At 37.5% G+C, this 18081-nt stretch carries 14 protein-coding genes; 10 read left to right on the top strand and 4 right to left on the bottom strand.

Features of this window, described 5'->3' with window-relative positions; translation table 11 throughout:
- Window positions 1–11 precede the first annotated feature (11 nt).
- From AC3RVF_RS02825 to AC3RVF_RS02800, 6 genes are all read left to right on the top strand, one after another.
- A complete protein-coding gene (locus AC3RVF_RS02825; RefSeq protein WP_489692684.1) occupies window positions 12–1229 on the top strand; it encodes an aminotransferase class V-fold PLP-dependent enzyme in 1218 nt (405 codons plus the stop codon).
- Between the two features lie 57 nt (window positions 1230–1286).
- On the top strand, window positions 1287–1727 hold the full coding sequence (locus AC3RVF_RS02820; RefSeq protein WP_489690149.1) for an META domain-containing protein: 441 nt from the start codon (window positions 1287–1289) through the stop codon (window positions 1725–1727).
- Window positions 1728–1736: 9 nt separating this feature from the next.
- On the top strand, window positions 1737–2162 hold the full coding sequence (locus AC3RVF_RS02815; RefSeq protein ID WP_489690150.1) for a SufE family protein: 426 nt from the start codon (window positions 1737–1739) through the stop codon (window positions 2160–2162).
- 4 nt (window positions 2163–2166) lie between these two features.
- Entirely contained in the window at window positions 2167–2496 is a 330-nt protein-coding gene (locus tag AC3RVF_RS02810) for a DUF59 domain-containing protein (RefSeq protein ID WP_489690151.1), read from the top strand.
- Window positions 2497–2591: 95 nt separating this feature from the next.
- Window positions 2592–3101 carry a DUF2480 family protein gene (locus AC3RVF_RS02805; RefSeq protein ID WP_489690152.1) on the top strand — a complete coding sequence of 170 codons (510 nt, stop codon included), beginning with the start codon at window positions 2592–2594 and terminating at the stop codon, window positions 3099–3101.
- A 109-nt stretch (window positions 3102–3210) separates the two neighbouring features.
- Entirely contained in the window at window positions 3211–4137 is a 927-nt protein-coding gene (locus AC3RVF_RS02800) for a DUF3078 domain-containing protein (RefSeq protein WP_489690153.1), read from the top strand.
- A 119-nt stretch (window positions 4138–4256) separates the two neighbouring features.
- On the opposite strand, the gene hflX is transcribed toward AC3RVF_RS02800, so the two are convergent.
- Window positions 4257–5468, bottom strand: a complete 1212-nt coding sequence (gene hflX, locus AC3RVF_RS02795; protein WP_489692683.1) for a GTPase HflX — start codon at window positions 5466–5468, stop codon at window positions 4257–4259.
- A 340-nt stretch (window positions 5469–5808) separates the two neighbouring features.
- Here hflX and AC3RVF_RS02790 point away from each other — a divergent pair, with 340 nt between their 5' ends.
- The 3 genes from AC3RVF_RS02790 to AC3RVF_RS02780 all read left to right on the top strand — a co-directional run bounded on the left by AC3RVF_RS02790 (window position 5809) and on the right by AC3RVF_RS02780 (window position 12021).
- Window positions 5809–9051, top strand: a complete 3243-nt coding sequence (locus AC3RVF_RS02790) for a T9SS type B sorting domain-containing protein (protein WP_489692682.1) — start codon at window positions 5809–5811, stop codon at window positions 9049–9051.
- A 136-nt stretch (window positions 9052–9187) separates the two neighbouring features.
- Complete coding sequence (locus AC3RVF_RS02785; protein ID WP_489690156.1) at window positions 9188–10105, top strand: PorP/SprF family type IX secretion system membrane protein; 918 nt, start codon at window positions 9188–9190, stop codon at window positions 10103–10105.
- A gap of 23 nt (window positions 10106–10128) precedes the next feature.
- Complete coding sequence (locus AC3RVF_RS02780) at window positions 10129–12021, top strand: OmpA family protein (RefSeq protein WP_489692681.1); 1893 nt, start codon at window positions 10129–10131, stop codon at window positions 12019–12021.
- Between the two features lie 80 nt (window positions 12022–12101).
- Here the strand turns inward: AC3RVF_RS02780 and AC3RVF_RS02775 are convergent, their stop codons facing one another.
- The 3 genes from AC3RVF_RS02775 to AC3RVF_RS02765 form a co-directional block, all read right to left on the bottom strand.
- The gene (locus AC3RVF_RS02775) at window positions 12102–12590 is read right to left on the bottom strand and encodes a GNAT family N-acetyltransferase (protein ID WP_489690158.1); all 489 of its coding nucleotides are present in this window, start codon (window positions 12588–12590) and stop codon (window positions 12102–12104) included.
- A 112-nt stretch (window positions 12591–12702) separates the two neighbouring features.
- Entirely contained in the window at window positions 12703–14088 is a 1386-nt protein-coding gene (locus AC3RVF_RS02770) for a DUF5689 domain-containing protein (RefSeq protein ID WP_489690159.1), read from the bottom strand.
- A gap of 31 nt (window positions 14089–14119) precedes the next feature.
- Window positions 14120–16885 (bottom strand): carboxypeptidase-like regulatory domain-containing protein, encoded by a 2766-nt coding sequence (locus tag AC3RVF_RS02765; RefSeq protein ID WP_489692680.1) that lies wholly within the window; start codon window positions 16883–16885, stop codon window positions 14120–14122.
- A 133-nt stretch (window positions 16886–17018) separates the two neighbouring features.
- Between AC3RVF_RS02765 and AC3RVF_RS02760 the strand changes: the two genes are divergently transcribed.
- Window positions 17019–18077, top strand: coding sequence for an endonuclease/exonuclease/phosphatase family protein (locus tag AC3RVF_RS02760; RefSeq protein ID WP_489690161.1), 1059 nt, complete (start codon window positions 17019–17021; stop codon window positions 18075–18077).
- Window positions 18078–18081: the final 4 nt, after the last annotated feature.

The following is an 18081-nucleotide window of genomic DNA, read 5'->3' as shown; positions in this document are numbered from 1 at the left end:
TATAATCTTTAATGTCCTTCAACATCCAAAAAATACGTAGCGATTTCCCAATCCTTTCCCGAAAGGTTAACGGCTATCCATTGGTATATCTGGACAATGCTGCGACATCCCAAAAACCGCAGCAGGTTATTGATAGCATTGTAGATTATTACAGTAATTACAACGCAAACATCCATCGTGGCGTGCACACGCTTTCGCAAGAAGCTACGGACGCTTATGAAACTGCGCGTCAAAAAATTCAAAAGCACTTTAATGCGAAGGAAGCTTACGAAATTATTTTCACCGCAGGCACAACCCACGGAATAAATCTAGTTGCTAGTGGTTTTTCTGAAATTTTGAAGAAAGGCGACGAAATAATTGTTTCCGCACTGGAGCATCACAGCAATATAGTGCCGTGGCAAATGCTTTGTGAGAAAACTGGAGCCATTTTGAAGGTAATTCCGATGAATGAAGAAGGTGGTTTAATTTTTTCAGAATACGAAAAACTACTTTCCGAAAAGACAAAACTTGTGTTTGTAAATCATATTTCAAACGCATTGGGAACCATAAACCCAATTGAAAAAATAATTGAAAAGACGCATCAAGTTGGAGCCGCTGTACTTATTGACGGCGCACAATCTTGTTCGCATATTAAACCCGATCTTCAGAAATTAGATGTAGATTTTTACGTAACCTCGGCTCACAAAATGTGCGGACCAACGGGAATCGGCATTCTTTATATGAAAGAAGAATGGGGTAATAAACTTCCGCCTTACCAAGGTGGTGGCGAGATGATAGCCGAAGTTACTTTCGAAAAAACAACCTATGCTGGACTCCCACATAAATTTGAAGCCGGAACGCCCAATATTTGTGGCGGAATTGCATTTGGTGCAGCCATAGATTATCTTAATACCATTGGTTTTGAGGCCATTGAAAAGCACGAAAACGAACTTTTAAAATACGCCACAGAGAAACTTTTAGAAATTGAAGGTTTAAAAATTTATGGTACTGGCCCAGATAAAACCTCGGTAGTTTCATTCAACATTGAAGGAATACATCCGTACGACATTGGGACTATTGTAGACAAACTAGGTATTGCAGTGCGCACGGGGCATCATTGCGCACAACCTATTATGGATTTTTATAAAATTCCCGGAACCGTTCGTGCCTCTTTTGCATTTTACAATACTTTAGAAGAAGTAGATGCATTAGTAAATGCTGTAAAAAAGGCTAAAATGATGTTAAGTTGAATATTAACTAATGCTTAAAAGCTGAACTTTGACTGTTTAACTCTAAATCACACCATAATGAAAACACTTGCCACATTATCCATTTTGATTTTTACAGTTCTTTTTACTAGTTGCGATGAAACTAAAAGAGTAATTGACGTTGCTGGAAGCGTGCAACTAACGGGTAGTTACACTGTTTCTGCAATTAACGGAAAGAAACTTACCAATACTACAAACCCAACATTTACAATGTCTGCTTTAGACAATTCGTTCCGAGGGACAACTGGTTGTAATTCAGTTTTTGGGAATTATACCCTGAATTTGTATGCTATAGATTTTAGCGATCTTGCCGTAAGTGAAAAAATGTGTACCGAAAAAGATATTATGAAAACAGAGCGTGACTTTTTGGAGGCGCTTAATAATACAGGTTCGTACGCAATAGAGAATGGCATACTTACATTATATTCCAAAACAGACAGAGGTGTTTTGCTAAGCGCAAAAAAAGACGGAAATAATTAAAAGAGATTTATGACGATTGAAAAAATACAGGAAGAATTAATCGATGAGTTTTCAATGTTCGACGACTGGATGCAGCGTTATGAATATATGATAGATCTCGGTAAATCGCTTCCGCTGATTGACGAAAATTTAAAGAACGACGATAAACTAATAAAAGGCTGCCAGAGCAAAGTATGGCTCAATTCTGAAATGAAAGATGATAAAATCATTTTCACTGCAGATAGCGATGCCATTATTACCAAAGGAATAATTGCAATTTTAGTACGTGTTTTTTCAGATCAAAAACCACAGGCAATACTAGATGCAAATACAGATTTTATTGATGAAATCGGCCTCAAAGAACACCTTTCGCCTACTCGCGCAAATGGTTTGGTTTCAATGATAAAACAAATGAAAATGTATGCGTTGGCATATCAAACACAAGTAAATAAATAGACAAATGGAAACAGATACAAAAATAGACATGGCCGAATTGGGCGAAAAAATAATCGCCGTTATAAAAACTATTTACGATCCAGAAATTCCAGTTGATATATATGAACTCGGACTTATTTACGACGTTTTCATAAATGAAGATTACGAAGTAAAAATATTGATGACCCTTACAACTCCCAACTGTCCGGTGGCAGAAAGCCTACCAAAGGAAGTGGAAGATAAAATAAAATCGATGAAAATGATAAAAGACGCCGAAGTAGAAATAACTTTCGATCCGCCTTGGACCCAAGAATTAATGAGCGAAGAAGCTAGGCTAGAATTGGGAATGCTTTAAAAGCGTGTTCACTGTTCAGTATTCAGTGGTAGTTGCCAGTTATCCTTATTCGTAATTAACATAATCATAGCCAGAGAATCAATAGTATCAATATAATGTCTGAAGAAATTATAAATCGCGTAGCAAACAGTAAGCTTGTAACTTTTAACCTTGAGGATTTATATCCGAAAGGCGAAAGGATTGCTTTTGATATTTCGCAGTGGTTGCTGGAAGGCATTGTGCTTCGCGAAAGTGATTTTCGTGAAAAAGCAGCAACTCACGATTGGTCCCAATACGAAAATAAATATGTAGCGCTTTTTTGCAGTACAGATGCTATTGTTCCCGGTTGGGCTTATTTACTATTATCGCTTCATTTGGCTCCTTTTGCTAAAAAAGTTACTGTTGGAAGTTTAGAAGAATTGGAAAGTATTCTTTTTGCTGAAATACTTCAAAATCTAGATGTTTCAGAATATGCAGACAGAGCCGTAATTATTAAGGGTTGTGCTCATAAACCAATTCCGCAGAATGCGTATGTGCTTTTGGCTCAAAAACTTCAATCAGTTGCAAAAAGCATTATGTACGGTGAAGCCTGCTCTTCGGTTCCACTATTTAAAAGAAAGAAGTAGATTATTCTTTTCCCTTTTGAATTCTTAATGAGAAGGTCGAATTAACTTAATTTTTTGATAAATCCTCAAAAGTGTGAGTATTTTTGCAAAAACCAAAAATCTCATTTCAATGAAAAAACTTTTACTTCTTGCAGTACTTTTTACTGCACCAATGGTCTTAATCGCCCAAGAAGAAACCGCAAAAGATACTGTTCCAAATGGTTGGACACGTGCAGGAAATCTTTCACTTTTATTTAACCAAGCCGCTTTTAATGCCGAATGGACTGGCGGTGGAACTTCCAATTATTCCGGAAACCTTTCCCTTACTTATGATTTCAACTATAAGTACAACAAAATTTCTTGGAACAATCGTTTGACTGGTGAATATGGAATAACCAAAAATAAAGACGATAAGTATTCTCGCAAAACCAACGATCGTTTGGAGTTGAATTCAATTCTGGGAAGACAGGTAAAAGAAAGCAATTGGTACTATTCATTGTTTTTCAACTTTAAAACGCAATTCGCCAAAGGTTATGAATTTAACAGCAATCTAAACCCAGAAGACGAAGGATACCGTACTGAAACTACACATATTTTATCGCCTGCTTACATTCAGTTTGGCCCAGGTATGCTTTGGAAAAAAAGCGACAATCTGTACGTAAATATTTCTCCAGCAACAGCAAAATTTATACTTGTAGACAAAGATTTCACTGCTGTAAATGAAGCCGTGCCTGGCGCGTTGGATGCTTATAACGCAAACAAATATTTCGGAGTAGATGCTAATGAAAGCAGCCGCTTCGAGTTTGGCGCTTCAGTTTCGGCTTATGCTAAATTTAATGTGATGGCTAATATTTCCGCAGAAAACATTTTGAATCTGTATTCAAATTATCTTGAAGATCCACAAAACGTAGATGTAGATTATACTTTCAACCTTGTAATGAAGGTAAATAAATACATTTCTTCAAATATAACTTTCCAAGCTATTTACGATGATAATGCCGTTCAAGGTTTTCAGATTAGAGAAACTTTGGGCGTGGGATTATCTTACGGATTCTAGTATTGAGACGTGAGACGTGAGACGTGAGACGAAAATAAAAAAAGCTGTCAGGAGTTGAATCTTGACAGCTTTTTTTGATTATTTAACTACAATAAAACAGGTGTTTTGTAGTGTATAGATTACTCTTCTTCTTTGTATTCGTCATATAAAAAACTGTTGTACGGAAAGCGAGTGGTGTGAATTTCCTTTACTTTTTCGTAAACTAACTTTCTGAATTCTTTAAAATTTTCTTTGTTCAATGCCGAAATAAAGATAGCGTCCCCGTTTAGTTTTGCCATCCAAGTTTGTTTCCATTCTTCCAAAGTATAATGGGCTTTGGTCTTTTCAGTTATTAAATCATCTTCTTCAATTTCCTCGGGATTATAAGCATCAATTTTATTGAAAACCATAACTGTTGGTTTGTCTGCACTTCCTATTTCCTCTAAAATTTTATCTACGGAATCAATATGATGTTCAAAAGAAGGGTGGCTAATATCTACAATATGAAGCAGTAAATCTGCCTCGCGTACTTCGTCTAACGTACCCTTAAAAGACTCCACTAATTGCGTTGGCAATTTTCTAATAAAACCAACCGTATCTGTAAGCAAAAATGGGAGGTTGCCAATTACTACTTTACGAACCGTTGTATCTAAAGTTGCAAACAGTTTGTTTTCGGCAAAAACCTCACTTTTACTGATTGCATTCATAACCGTAGATTTCCCCACGTTTGTATAACCAATTAACGCCACACGAACTAAAGATCCACGATTACCACGTTGAACCTCCATTTGACGGTCAATTTTCTTCAACTTTTCTTTTAGTAATGCAATCCTGTCGCGTACTATACGTCTATCTGTTTCAATCTCTGTTTCTCCAGGACCACGCATTCCAATACCACCACGCTGCCGCTCTAAGTGAGTCCACATACCTGTTAATCGAGGTAATAAATATTGGTACTGCGCCAATTCTACTTGCGTGCGAGCATAACTAGTTTGGGCACGCTGCGCAAAAATGTCGAGAATTAAATGGGTACGATCAATTATTTTGCAATCAAGAATCTTTTCAATATTTTTTTGTTGAGCTGGCGAAAGCTCGTCATCAAAAATGGCAACCCCTATTTCATGCTCCTCTACGAATATTCGTACCTCCTCAAGTTTTCCAGTACCTATAAAAGTCTTTGGATTAGGAACGTCCATTTTTTGAGTAAAGCGTTTTAGTACTTCGCCTCCAGCTGTGTAAGCCAAAAATTCAAGTTCATCAAGATATTCTTCAGATTTTACTTCGTCCTGAAATTTTGTAACCAGTCCGATTAATATTGCTTTTTCGTATGAAATGTCCGCTTGTTCTATCATAAAAGTGTTTATAAGACAAATGTACAAAACAGTTAGCAACACTATTTTCTACTTTACAAGCAATTAACATCATTTCGTCGATTATTATCAAAAAACGTAAAAAAGGTGAACCTTTTAATTGATGAAAATTTTATTAACAGCCTTTTTAAAAATTATAATACTCGCTAAAGCGTGTATGAAGCAGGTTATAGCCGAAATTAAACCTTCGACTCTATTTCATTTGACTTTTTGAAACATTTTTAATTGTGCATTATGGTTATGAAATACTTCAAAAATACTTATATTTCGCTGTTAAAATTTAGTTAACGATTTAAAGATATACTAATCACCAATTTAAACTATGAATAAAAAATTACTCCTCTATTCACAAAGTTGCCATTCTACTTTTACGATCAACTTTAAAGCACTCATTCCTCTAATTACACTTTTACTGTTATTCGCTACCTCTGGGCCATTGTTTGCTCAAGGAGGTGGAGGTGGAACATGTGCAGACATTCAACCATTTTGCGCAGGAAACGGTTCTCTTATTTTCGCAAACTGTAATGATCAAGATCCTAGCTGTACGCCCGATGCTGAACCTGGCCCAGATTATGGTTGTTTAGGCTCTCAACCTTATCCCGCGTGGTTTTATTTACAAATAGACCAAGGTGGAACACTTGATTTTGAAATAATTCAAAATACAGCTTTCGACGTTAACGGAAACCCAACAGGAACAGGACTAGATGTAGATTTTATAGCTTGGGGTCCATTCGCAATTGGCGATGACCTATGCGATTATACTCAGCTACAACCTATCAACCAGATTGCATGTAGCTTCTCCATAGATCCAATCGAAAATTTCACTATCCCCAATGCTCAAGCGGGAGAGATTTATGTATTGGTAATAACCAACTACGACGAGAGCCCAGGTTATATTAAACTTGGACAAACGGGTGGTAACGGTAGTACAGATTGTAACATTGTTTTTGACTGCGCCGTAACAATCAATGAAGAAGATCAAATTCTTTGCGATGTGCCAAGTTTTGAAATTACAACCACTTTTACAGGACCAATCGAAAGTTATGAGTGGTATAAAGATGGTGCAATAATTCCAGGACAAATCAGCGAAAATCTTACTGTAACCGAAACTGGAAATTATGAAGTTATTGCCAATGGCGTAAATTGTACTGTCCCTGCTAGCGACAGTGTAAACATTACACTTCTATTTGGGGGTGGTTGTACTGTTCAATCTGTTTGTGCAGGTGTTGATTTTGAAGAAAACTTCGGCACAGGAACAGGAAGGGTCTCTACACCTTTTACCAATTATACTTTTAACGGTACTACGCAAGTAGATGATGGAGAATATACAATCTCCAATACTTCGGCAGGATTAAATACTGGTTGGTTTACAGATATGGAAGACCATACCGTAGGCGATGTTGATGGACGTATGCTTTTTGTAAATGCTTCCTTCGCACCAGATGAATTTTACAGAAGAACAATCACACTAAACCAAAACATAGAATATACATTCAACGCTTGGATAACTACGGTTTACGATACAGATACTGGTATTTGTGGTGGAACTGGAATTCCTTCAAACGTAATTTTTAGAATTGAAGATCCAGCTGGAAACCTAATCGCCGAAACAAATACTGGCGATATAGAAAACGAAGCTGAGCCTAATTGGCAAGAGTTCGCTATTGTTTTCAATACTGCAAACAATACAGATGTTCAGCTGGTACTTATTAATAACTCTATTGGTGGCTGCGGAAATGATTTGGCTATTGACGATATTACGTTAAACCTACAAAACTTAGAACCACAAATTGTAACCCCACCAGACTTAACTGAGTGCGATGGTGACGGCAACGGAGTAGAAACTTTCAATTTGGAAGATCAAATCCCGACGATTTTAAATGGGCAAGATCCTGCATTGTTTAATGTTTCTTTCCACTTATCGCAGTTTGATGCTGAATCAAATCAAAATGCTATCGCAACTCCGGGAGCTTACGATAACACTTCGATTCCTGAAATTATTTATGTACGCGTAGAAAAAGCTTCAGAACCGTCTTGTTTTAGTACTGTTCTATTCCAGCTTCTTTTAAGCGAACCTGAAGATCTTGGCGGAAACTTGCCAACAGAAGTAGTATTATGTTTGGGCGACGCGTTTCCATTACTGGATGCCACCCCTATAAATCCTGATGTAGATTTAACTTTAGTTACTTACAACTGGATGGACGGAAGCGGCACAACGGTTTCTACTGATGCAACTTTTACGCCTACTTCTGGCGACACTTACAGTGTAACTGTAACGTATCCTCCTTGTAGCGAAGAAACTTTTATAGTAGATATAATTGTAAACGATCCGCCTGTATTAGATTTAGGTCCGGATGAGATACTTTGCAACGGCTCTTCTTTTGAAATTGTGCCAGTAATTACCGGAAACACGACAGATATAACGTATTTATGGAGCACGGGTGAAACCACGCCAACTATTACGGTAAGCGAAAGCGGAACCTATACTTTAGAAATAACCGTTGGACCTTGTGTAGTATCAGATAGTATTGATATTATTATTTCAGAACCTGTTATTGTAGATTTAGGCGAAGATTTCTTAAGCTGTTTTGACACGGAAACTACGCTTACTGCTACAGTAGAAGGCGATCCGCAAAACGCAACTTACGAATGGTTTTTAGATGGAACGTTATTAACTGGCGAAACCAACCAAACACTTATTATTACACAAGTCGGAACATATTCGGTAACTGTTACAGCAGATTCGTGCACGGGAACAGACAGTGTAGTAGTTGGTTTGGAAAATATAGAAGTAGTTCTAAATGATGATTTCTTAACTTGTTTTGAATCTGAAGTAGAATTGCAAGCTAACCTGACTGTACAAAATCCTGATGCCACATACGAGTGGAGCTTTGAAGGAACTATTATAGCAGGAGAAACTAATTCCACCTTAATAATTAGTGAAGTTGGAACGTATACCGTAACGGTATTTGTTGGCAGCTGTTCTGCTACAGATAGCGTGCTAGTTTCTTATAGAGAGGATCTTGAAGTAGTAGTTAATGAAGATTTCAACACTTGTCCGAATGAACTTCAGGTGTTAACGGCTACCACGACAGAAGAAGGCGCAACCTATCAATGGTTTCTAAATGGAACACCAATTTCAAATGAAACCAACAGCACCTTAGAAATTTCTTTGGATGGTGGACTAATGGGCGCACAGACATATAGTGTAGAAATTAGTGTTGGCGATTGTACTGCTACAGATTCGGTAGATGTTACACTTTATCCTATTGGTAACTGTACAATTTCACAAGGAATTTCTCCAAACGGAGATGGTTTCAACGACACATTGGACCTTACCTTCCTAAACGATAGAACTGGAATTAGAAAGCTTCAAATTTTCAACAGATTAGGAGCGCTGGTTTTTGAACAGAACAATTACACGAACCAATGGAGAGGCCAAGATAAAAATAGCAACGACCTTTCTACTGGAACATATTTCTATGTAATTGATCTTGAAGGTAACGATGCTGTATATGGCCCACAAGCCACAGGTTGGATTTATCTTAACCAAAAAGCTAACTAACAACCATTAAATACTTTCTAACTACCAAAAAGATAAATATGAAATGCCCATTATCAATTCGCACAACAAACGAATATTTTCCGATCACAATCGGAATGGGCATTCCATCTTCCACTTTATAAAATATTTTATACAGATGAAAAAACATATATATATCCTAATTGTATTGATGGCAGGGTTGCTCTTTCAGGAAACACAAGCGCAACAAGATCCTCAATACACCCAATACATGTACAATATGAACGTGGTGAACCCTGCCTATGCTGGTTCTAAGGAAAGTCTTTCCCTCACCGCACTTTACCGAAACCAATGGTCCGGAATGGACGATAATCCTGTAACCTTCACCTTTGCGGCACATACGCCAATTAGCGACAAAATAGGACTCGGTCTTTCAGCCATTAAAGATGAATTAGGCCCCGTGAGTGAAACAAACGTTTACGCAGATTTCTCATACACTTTACAAGTTGCCAGTTCGGTAAAACTTGCTTTGGGTTTGAAGGCTGGAGTTACTTTTCACGATGTAGGCCTTTCAAGTTTAGAGCTGCAAGATCCTAACGATCCATTTTTTAATGAAGACATAAACAATACTTATCCAAACGTTGGTGCAGGTGCATTTCTTTATGGCGATAAATTTTACGTAGGCTTATCGGTTCCAAATATGCTGAAATCTGTTCACTTAGATGAAAACGGTATTAAGTACGGTTCTGAAACAAATCATTATTTCGCAACAGCGGGATATGTTTTTCAGGTTTCAGAAAACTTAAAGTTGAAGCCTTCCGTAATGGTTAAATCGGCTTTCGACGCACCAGTTTCTTACGACGGAAACCTAAACGCATTGTTTTATGATAGGTTTGAACTTGGAGCATCGTACAGACTGGACGATTCGTTTAGCGGTTTGGTTGGGTTTCAAATTAATCCAAACATTCGCATAGGCTACGCTTACGACCACGTAACCTCGGATATTAAAACAGTAGGGCCAGCATCGCACGAAGTGGTGCTAACATTCGATCTGTTCTTTAAGCCACGTATTTTACGTTCACCAAGATTCTTCTAATAACTAAAAAAACTTCATTTAAGATGAATAAAATATATACAATCCTTTTACTCATTGCGGTAAGTTCCTCTATGGTTACCGCGCAAAATAGTAAAACAAAAAAAGCCGATCAATATTACGACCGACTGCAATATACCGATGCCGCCGAAGCCTATGGAAAACTGCTGAAAAAAGGCGAAGGCAGTACCTACGTTTTTGAACGACTGGGAAATAGCTACTTCTTTATTAACAATACCGATAAGGCAGAAACCTATTATAAAAGAGTGGTTAAAAGAAAAGATGTAGATCCTGAAACGGTTTATAACTATGCGCAAGCACTGAAGGCAAACGGTAAATTCGCAGATTACAACACCTATATGAAGCAATTTGCTGAAGTGAAACCGAACGATTCTCGCGCTATCGCATTTATGAAGAATCCAGATTATCTTCCTAAAATTGTTGACGAAAGCACGAAGAAATATGCCGCAACAAATCTTGAAGCTTTAAATTCAAAATATTCAGATTTTGGAGGATTAGCTATTGGGAAAGATTTCTATTTTACTTCTGCCAGAAATACAACTCGTAAAAAGTACGGATGGAACGAAGAACCCTTTTTAGATATTTACAAAGCCACCAATGTTGGGGGTGTTGAAAAGAATGAAGTATTGCTTAAAGGCGACGTAAACACAAAATACCACGAAAGCACCGTAACTATTACTGCTGACGGCAAACGCCTGTATTTTGATAGAAACGATTACCACAACGGAAAATACAAAAAGAACGAGGCAGGTATAAATCAATTAAATATTTATTATGCCGAAAACGTTGATGGCCAATGGAAAGATGTACAAACTGCACCTTTTAACAGCCACGATTATTCTACCAGTCATCCTGCATTAAGCCCAGACGGAAATACGCTTTATTTTACTAGCGATCGTCCCGGTGGAAAAGGCAAGGCAGATCTTTATAAAGTAGCAGTTGCTGCTGACGGTACTTTTGGAACACCAATAAATTTGGGCGACAATATTAACACCGAAGGCAAAGAAGGCTTCCCATTTGTAGATGCAAATGGCACGCTTTATTTCGCTAGTGATGGACATTTAGGAATGGGCGGATTAGATGTTTTTGCAGCAAATGCAAATGGTGCTGCTTTCGGGGAAGTTAAAAACCTTGGACTTGGTGTTAACAGTAGCGAAGATGATTTTGCTTATTCTTACGATCCAGCTACGGAAGAAGGTTATGTTTCTTCTAATAGAGCTGGCGGAATGGGAAGTGATGATATTTACAAAATTAAAAAGTTAGAATTTTGTGATGTAATCCTGAATGTTATGGTAGTTGATGCCACCACAGACCAACCAATAGCTGGCGCACAATTAGACCTGTTTGACAATCTTGAAAATAAACTGAAAAGCCAAACTACGGAAACAAATGGAATAGGCAAAATAACTGCAGCCTGCGATCAAGATCACGTGGTGCAAGCGTTTAAAGCTGGTTATGAAAGTAATGCTGAAACGGTTCCATCTTCAAAAGAAGGAGAGAAAAACATTCGAATAGCGCTTCGCCCAATAGACGATATTATTGAAGGCGATTTAGTAAAATTGAATCCAATTCTTTTTGATTATGACAAACACAACATCAAACCACAAGCGGCTTTTGAGCTAGATAAGCTTGTACAATTGATGAAGAAAAACCCAGAAATGGTAATTAAAGTTGAAGGTCATACTGATAATCGCGGTTCGGATGCATACAACTTGAACCTATCTGATAGACGTGCGAAAAGTACAGTTCAGTACGTAATTTCAAAAGGAATTGCTAAAGATAGAATTAGCGGAAAAGGTTTTGGCGAAAGCAAACCAGCCGTGGATTGTGGCGCAAACTGCACCGAAGCACAACACCAAAAGAACAGACGTTCAGATTTTATTGTTGTGAAGAAATAAGCATCTAAAATCAAAACCTGGTAACCAACCAGAAAATGACCCTTGCATATTTGAGCAATCAAATATTGTGAGGGTTTTTTTTATAGTTTCATTTTAAAATAAGCCGCCGGTAGCCCTATGTAGTCGCCATCATAATCCCATTGAAAGCCTTGATTTTCCAAAATCCTTTTGGAAGCTGTGTTTTCAGGGTCAATAATGGCTATTAAATTATGAATTGTTTTAACTTCTTTTCCTAAATTAATTAATGTTTCGGCTATTTCGTTTCCGAACCCTTTTCTCCAATATTGCGGTGAGAGAACGTAACCAATTTCTGCTTCGTTATTTTCAGTCATCACCAGTTTTGAATGCCCCACAAAGTCATTATCAGTTTTTAGCGCAACTTTAAAGTGACCTATTTCACGGTGCTCAAGATTTATTTGCAACATCTTATCAAATCGTTCACGAGTTTCATCTTTGGTGAGAGGTCTGCCAGTTATCATTTTCATAACATCGGCGTTGCTTACCAATTCAAAATAGTCATCAAAATCTGCTTCGATGTAGTGGGTGAAAATTAATCTATTGGAATTCATATTGTTCAGAATTTTCATAAAAGTAATACCTTCAAATTTATTTTAAATGAAAAAATAGAAAAGACCGTCCTATCCAAAAACGGTCTTTTCACAAGTAATAATATTTCAGAAGCTATTCAACCACCGAAATATTATCTATTTGATAGGTTGTAGAAACACCGTTTGACGCTCCTAGATATTGGTATGCAATATAAACCACTTGCCCTTCGTAGGCAGAGAGATCAACATTGCCCGAAGGTGTAAATTCGGTACCATAACTACTGGTGTGTCCACTGGAAATAACGGCGTTTAAATCTGCCCAAGTAGCAGTTAAAACGTCTCCATCAAAATCTGTTGAAATTTTCACGTATAGCCCAGCGCCATCATAAAAACCATCATTTGTTTCAAAAGTTAATATTGGCGAAGAGCCGCTCGGCAAAATTAATCCTGGCGTAACCAACCAAACCTCGCAAGGATTTTCGTTTGAATTATACGCAGACATCTGCGCATATTTGTTCGAATTAAATTCTTGTACACTATATAGTTTTGCGCCTCCGTTTACATTTATGTTTGTCCATCCATCAATAGTTACGGCAACATCGGCTGGTTGACCTTCAAAATCTTCTGAAAATGGCAAGGGTAAAGCACCTCCTGTTCCACCACCGCCTTCGTCGCAACGGGTACCGTCCATTTGCACGTCATCAATATCGCGTATAAATAATTGCACATCATTATTAAAGCGGCTTAGTACAACGGTTAAAGTCCCATTGCCTTCGGGCAGCAAAATACCTTTGAAATCTGCAAAACCACTTGTTCTGAGGGAAATTAATTCGTCTTCACAGTTCTGAACATCTCTGTTTACACCGAAGGTATTATCAGGATTCGCATAATGCGCTACCCCTGCAAGTCCATCGGGAAACTGCACGTTTTCAAATTTTACCAACGTATTTAAAAGTGCCGCATTGTTATCATTATCTCCTGCTTCAGCAATAGTTACCAATTGTGGAACAAGCGAATCTGTTACGGTGGAGCGCAATATGCGTTCTTCAAAGTCATCGATATTTATTCTTCCAATTTCATCTCCATCTTGTGTACCAATTGTAGGAAGATCAGCATACTGCCCAATATACAGCCCATCTACGCGGAAATAGATTTTACGACCGGGTTCAAATTTTGTATAAAGATCTGTCGCATTGGTAGAAATAGCAACCCCAGCAGTTGGATTTTCTGGGCTATCCTGTATAACCAATGTTTTATAAAAATTACCTGTTTCATCACTTGAAATTACATAAGCTTCAATATAAAGGGCCCTACTTGACCCTTCTCCCGCCTCAATAATTTTTGGTTCATAGCCTCGGTATCGAGCTTTCACGGAAACGATGTTTTCATTTACATCTACAATGGGTTCTTCAACATTTATTTCGGGTATGCTGTAATCATCGTCATGCACACAGGAGGTCGCAATCGCTCCTAATAAAATTAGGATGCTTAACAGTTTTATGGTTATTGAATTTTTCATCTTTATAATATTTAAATGCTTTTTGCATCAATTAAAATCGGACGTAAAAGTTAACATAGTAAGTTGTTCCGTAGCCGTACCAGTATTTAGGCCCGAATACACGAGTGTCGTTTGCAGTATCTTCTGAAAGCGTTCTGTAGTTTGCACTTCGGCCTTGTTCAAAACCACCAGTTTTATATTCTTGGTCTAAAATGTTACTGATACTGGCAAAGAAGCCAAGATAATAGCTTTTAATTTTCCACGATTTTCCGCCAATTACGTTTACCAAAATATAATCGTCAAACTTTTCCTGTTTTAAAAGCTCGCGAGCAATTTCTGGATCGTAATCATTGAAAGGAATTCCATCGGTATCTAAATAAAAATTCGCCGTTCTTGTGAGTGGTGAAACATCTACATACGCATTAGAAAAATAATTTGTCGTTACGCCAAACCACCAAAAGTCTGGATCGCGATATTCAAAACCAATTTGATACGCTTGCTGAGGACCGCCAGCCACTTTGTAATTTTTTAAAGAAGACTCTCCGTAATTTACAACTCCTCCAGGAACATCAGTAAAATCATCAGATGTTAAGTAAAGTTGCGGATTGTTATTATAGGTGTTTTGTCCATAAGCCGCAGCCCCTTTCAACTTGATTGTTGGAGTTATTTGCGCTTCAATTCCAAATTCGCCACCCACATTTTTCTTATCTATCGCCGTCAACACTTCCTGCACAAAAGCGGTGGAGGCACTTCTACCGGGCACCGAAATACCGTCGGCGTAATAAAAAGAAATTTCCGAAGCATCCTGCATTAAGGTATAATAGCCCGTTAAACGTGCTTTTACAATCGGCGTGCGGAAAATGTAACCACCATCAATATGTAAATTTTTCTCTTCGGTTAAATTTATAACCGTTGCATTGTTTTGGCGTGAATTAGAAAATGAATTTCGAAGTGTTGGCGCATCGGTAAAATAAGCGCCGTTTGCTTCCAAAATATGTCTGCCAGAAATTTTAAAGGTAATTCCAGCTTTACCGCCGAATGTTGTAAAATCTAGTTTTTCACTTTCGCCGAAAGAGTTTTCAGGGAAATTTCCGTTGCGATAAAGACCTTTTCTTTGGTAGCTAGTTTTTCCAAACTTACCAGCCAAGTAAAAATCCATTTTTGAATAGGAAAATTGACCCTGTACAAAACCATTATAATCGGTTGCATCGAGTTCGAAATTGTATTTAATTTTGTCGCCCTCGCCCACAACACGGTTTGGGTTGTTTAAATCACTTTGCGATTCATCTCCAGAATTAAAGGTATCTACATCTAAATAACCATTTCCACCGAGCAAATCTATCATATTAGCGAAATTGACTGAATTTAAATTTCTATAATTCAAAGAAGCCGTTAAAGTTAAATTGTCCGTTAATTTTGAATTCAGGATAGTATTTGCTGAAAGTTGGGTGTCATCGTTTCTATCTTCGTACAAGTAGTAACGCGATGTGCCGCCATAAAAAATATTGGTTTCATACATTTCCTGCCAGTCTATTTGTCCATCATTTACAAAATTTGAATATGCTTGATAAGCACCTTCATAATTTATTCCATTAGGATCTGCGAAAAAGTAACTAGGCATTTTTTGATAATAACTAGGATCTGGATTTGGCGCATTATCATAACCCAAACGGCTGTTTCCAGTTTTTCCAAACTGATATCCTAAATTGGTATTTAACTGCGTGTTTTCTGAAATATCCCAGAAATGGTTTAACATAATTATGGGCTCTTCCACATTCTTAATTCGCGAGTTGCGAATTTCACCATCTTGTTCACCCCAATATGCATTATACCGCGTGCCTTTAAGATCGTATACTTCCTGAGTGTTTGGCGAAGATTTTCCTCTTCTATTTGGGGTATAAAAAGCTGTAAAGTTCAGACTGTTGGTTTCATTTAATCTTCTTTCCACAGAAGCAAAAAATGAATTGGCATCATACAAAGTACCATCATTAAAGCCTTCATCGGCAAAGCGTCTTGCTATTAATACAGAATATGCCCAGCCACTTGATAGTAAGCCACTGTTATAGGACCCCATAACTCTTCCGCGATAACTTCTGTTGCTCGTGGCGTACGAAATTCGTCCTCCTTGTCGATATTGAGAGGCTCTCATTATTATATTTGTAGTTCCTGCTAGAGCTCCAAACGAATATTCATTTGCAGAAATACCCATAGAAAACATTTGATTTCGTTGCACATCATTTAACCCACCCCAGTTGGACCATTGCGGTCGCGCGTCATATAATTTATTCATTTCTAAACCATTTATAAGAACTTTTCCATCACTAGAATCATAGCCTCTTGGCCGAAAGAATGTTGTACTAAAATCATACGATGCTGCATTCAGGAAAACGTCTTTTGAAGCTTGCAACAGTCCAGAAATATTATAGGATGTACCGTCATCATCATCCAATTCGTTGTCTGATAGACTGATTACGCCAATTTGTGCTTCTATGGCAGACAAATCAACTTCCATTAAGATTGATTCTAACGTAACGCGAGCATCATCTTGAATTTTTATAGGAATTCTCAAAGTGACGTACCCAGATTTGGATATTTCTAAAATCTGTTCGCCTTTGGGGAGACCTTGCTGTGAAAAAATAAAAGTCCCCTGGGCATTCGTAGAGGTAGAATACTTACTATTTAAAATATTAATTTGAACTTCTGAAATAGGTTCGCTAGAATTGGTATCCACAATTCTACCCATTATAATAGCATCCTGAGCGAATGTAGTTAATCCACCAAAAAATAATATACACCCTATAAAAATGAATCGTTTCATCTTTAAAATGAATTTTAGAGGGGAGAAGTATTGGGGAGAAATTTAAGGATAGTTTATAAAATTAATAAAAAAATTAAATATTTACGAAATATTATAGTTAACTTTTTAATTTATAAACATTTACACCTATTATATGAAGCTAATTAAATTGCTATTGTTACTTTGTTTTCTTTATAATTCAATTTCATTTTCCCAATCAGAGAAAGATTATAAAGTAAATACCATTGCTTTCTATAATCTTGAGAATTTATTTGATTACGAAGACGATCCTATTACGTTCGACGATGACCGTACCCCAGAAGGGAAAGATCGTTGGACACAGGAAATATACGAAGCAAAACTGGCCAACATGGCGAAAGTTATTTCTGAAATTGGAGAAGATATAACGGGCACTTCACCCGCGTTAATCGGTGTTAGCGAAATAGAAAATCGACGTGTACTCGAAGATTTACTAAACCAAAAGTCATTAGTTGAAAAAGATTACGGCATTGTTCATTTTGACAGCCCAGATCGTCGCGGTATTGATGTGGCGCTATTATACCAAAAACGGCTTTTTACCCCCACTAATTACAAAGCCTACGAACTTGTAATCTATGACGATCAAGACAGCAGTAAACGCATTTACACCAGAGATCAGTTATTGGTGAGCGGTATGTTGGATGGCGAAAAAATACACATAATTGTAAATCATTGGCCTTCGCGAAGTGGCGGAGAAGCACGTAGCAGACCAAAACGTATTAAAGCAGCAGAACTCAATAAGAGAATATTGGACTCGTTATTCAGTGAAAACCCCTATGCAAAAATTATTACCATGGGCGATCTAAATGACGACCCAACTAGCCCCAGCGTTAAAGACGTATTAAAAGCTAAAAGCGACCGCGAAAACATGGAAATTAAAGAATTGTACAATCCTATGGCCGAACTCTTCAAAAACGGATTGGGCACCTTAGCATATCGCGACAGCTGGAATCTTTTTGACCAAATTATTATTTCTACAGAATTTGCGAAAAAAGACTATTCGAGCTATCGTTTTTATAAAGCCGGAATCTTCAACAAAAATTATTTGGTAACCCCACGTGGGCAATACAAAGGCTATCCTTTCAGAAGTTTTGTGAATGGTTTTACAGGTGGGTATAGCGATCACTTTCCTGTATTTATCTATTTGATAAAAGAAAAAAAGGCTACCAATTAAAATA

The sequence above is a fragment of the Aequorivita sp. IT1183 genome (genome assembly GCF_058068265.1).
This window is presented reverse-complemented; position numbering and strand designations above follow the sequence as displayed.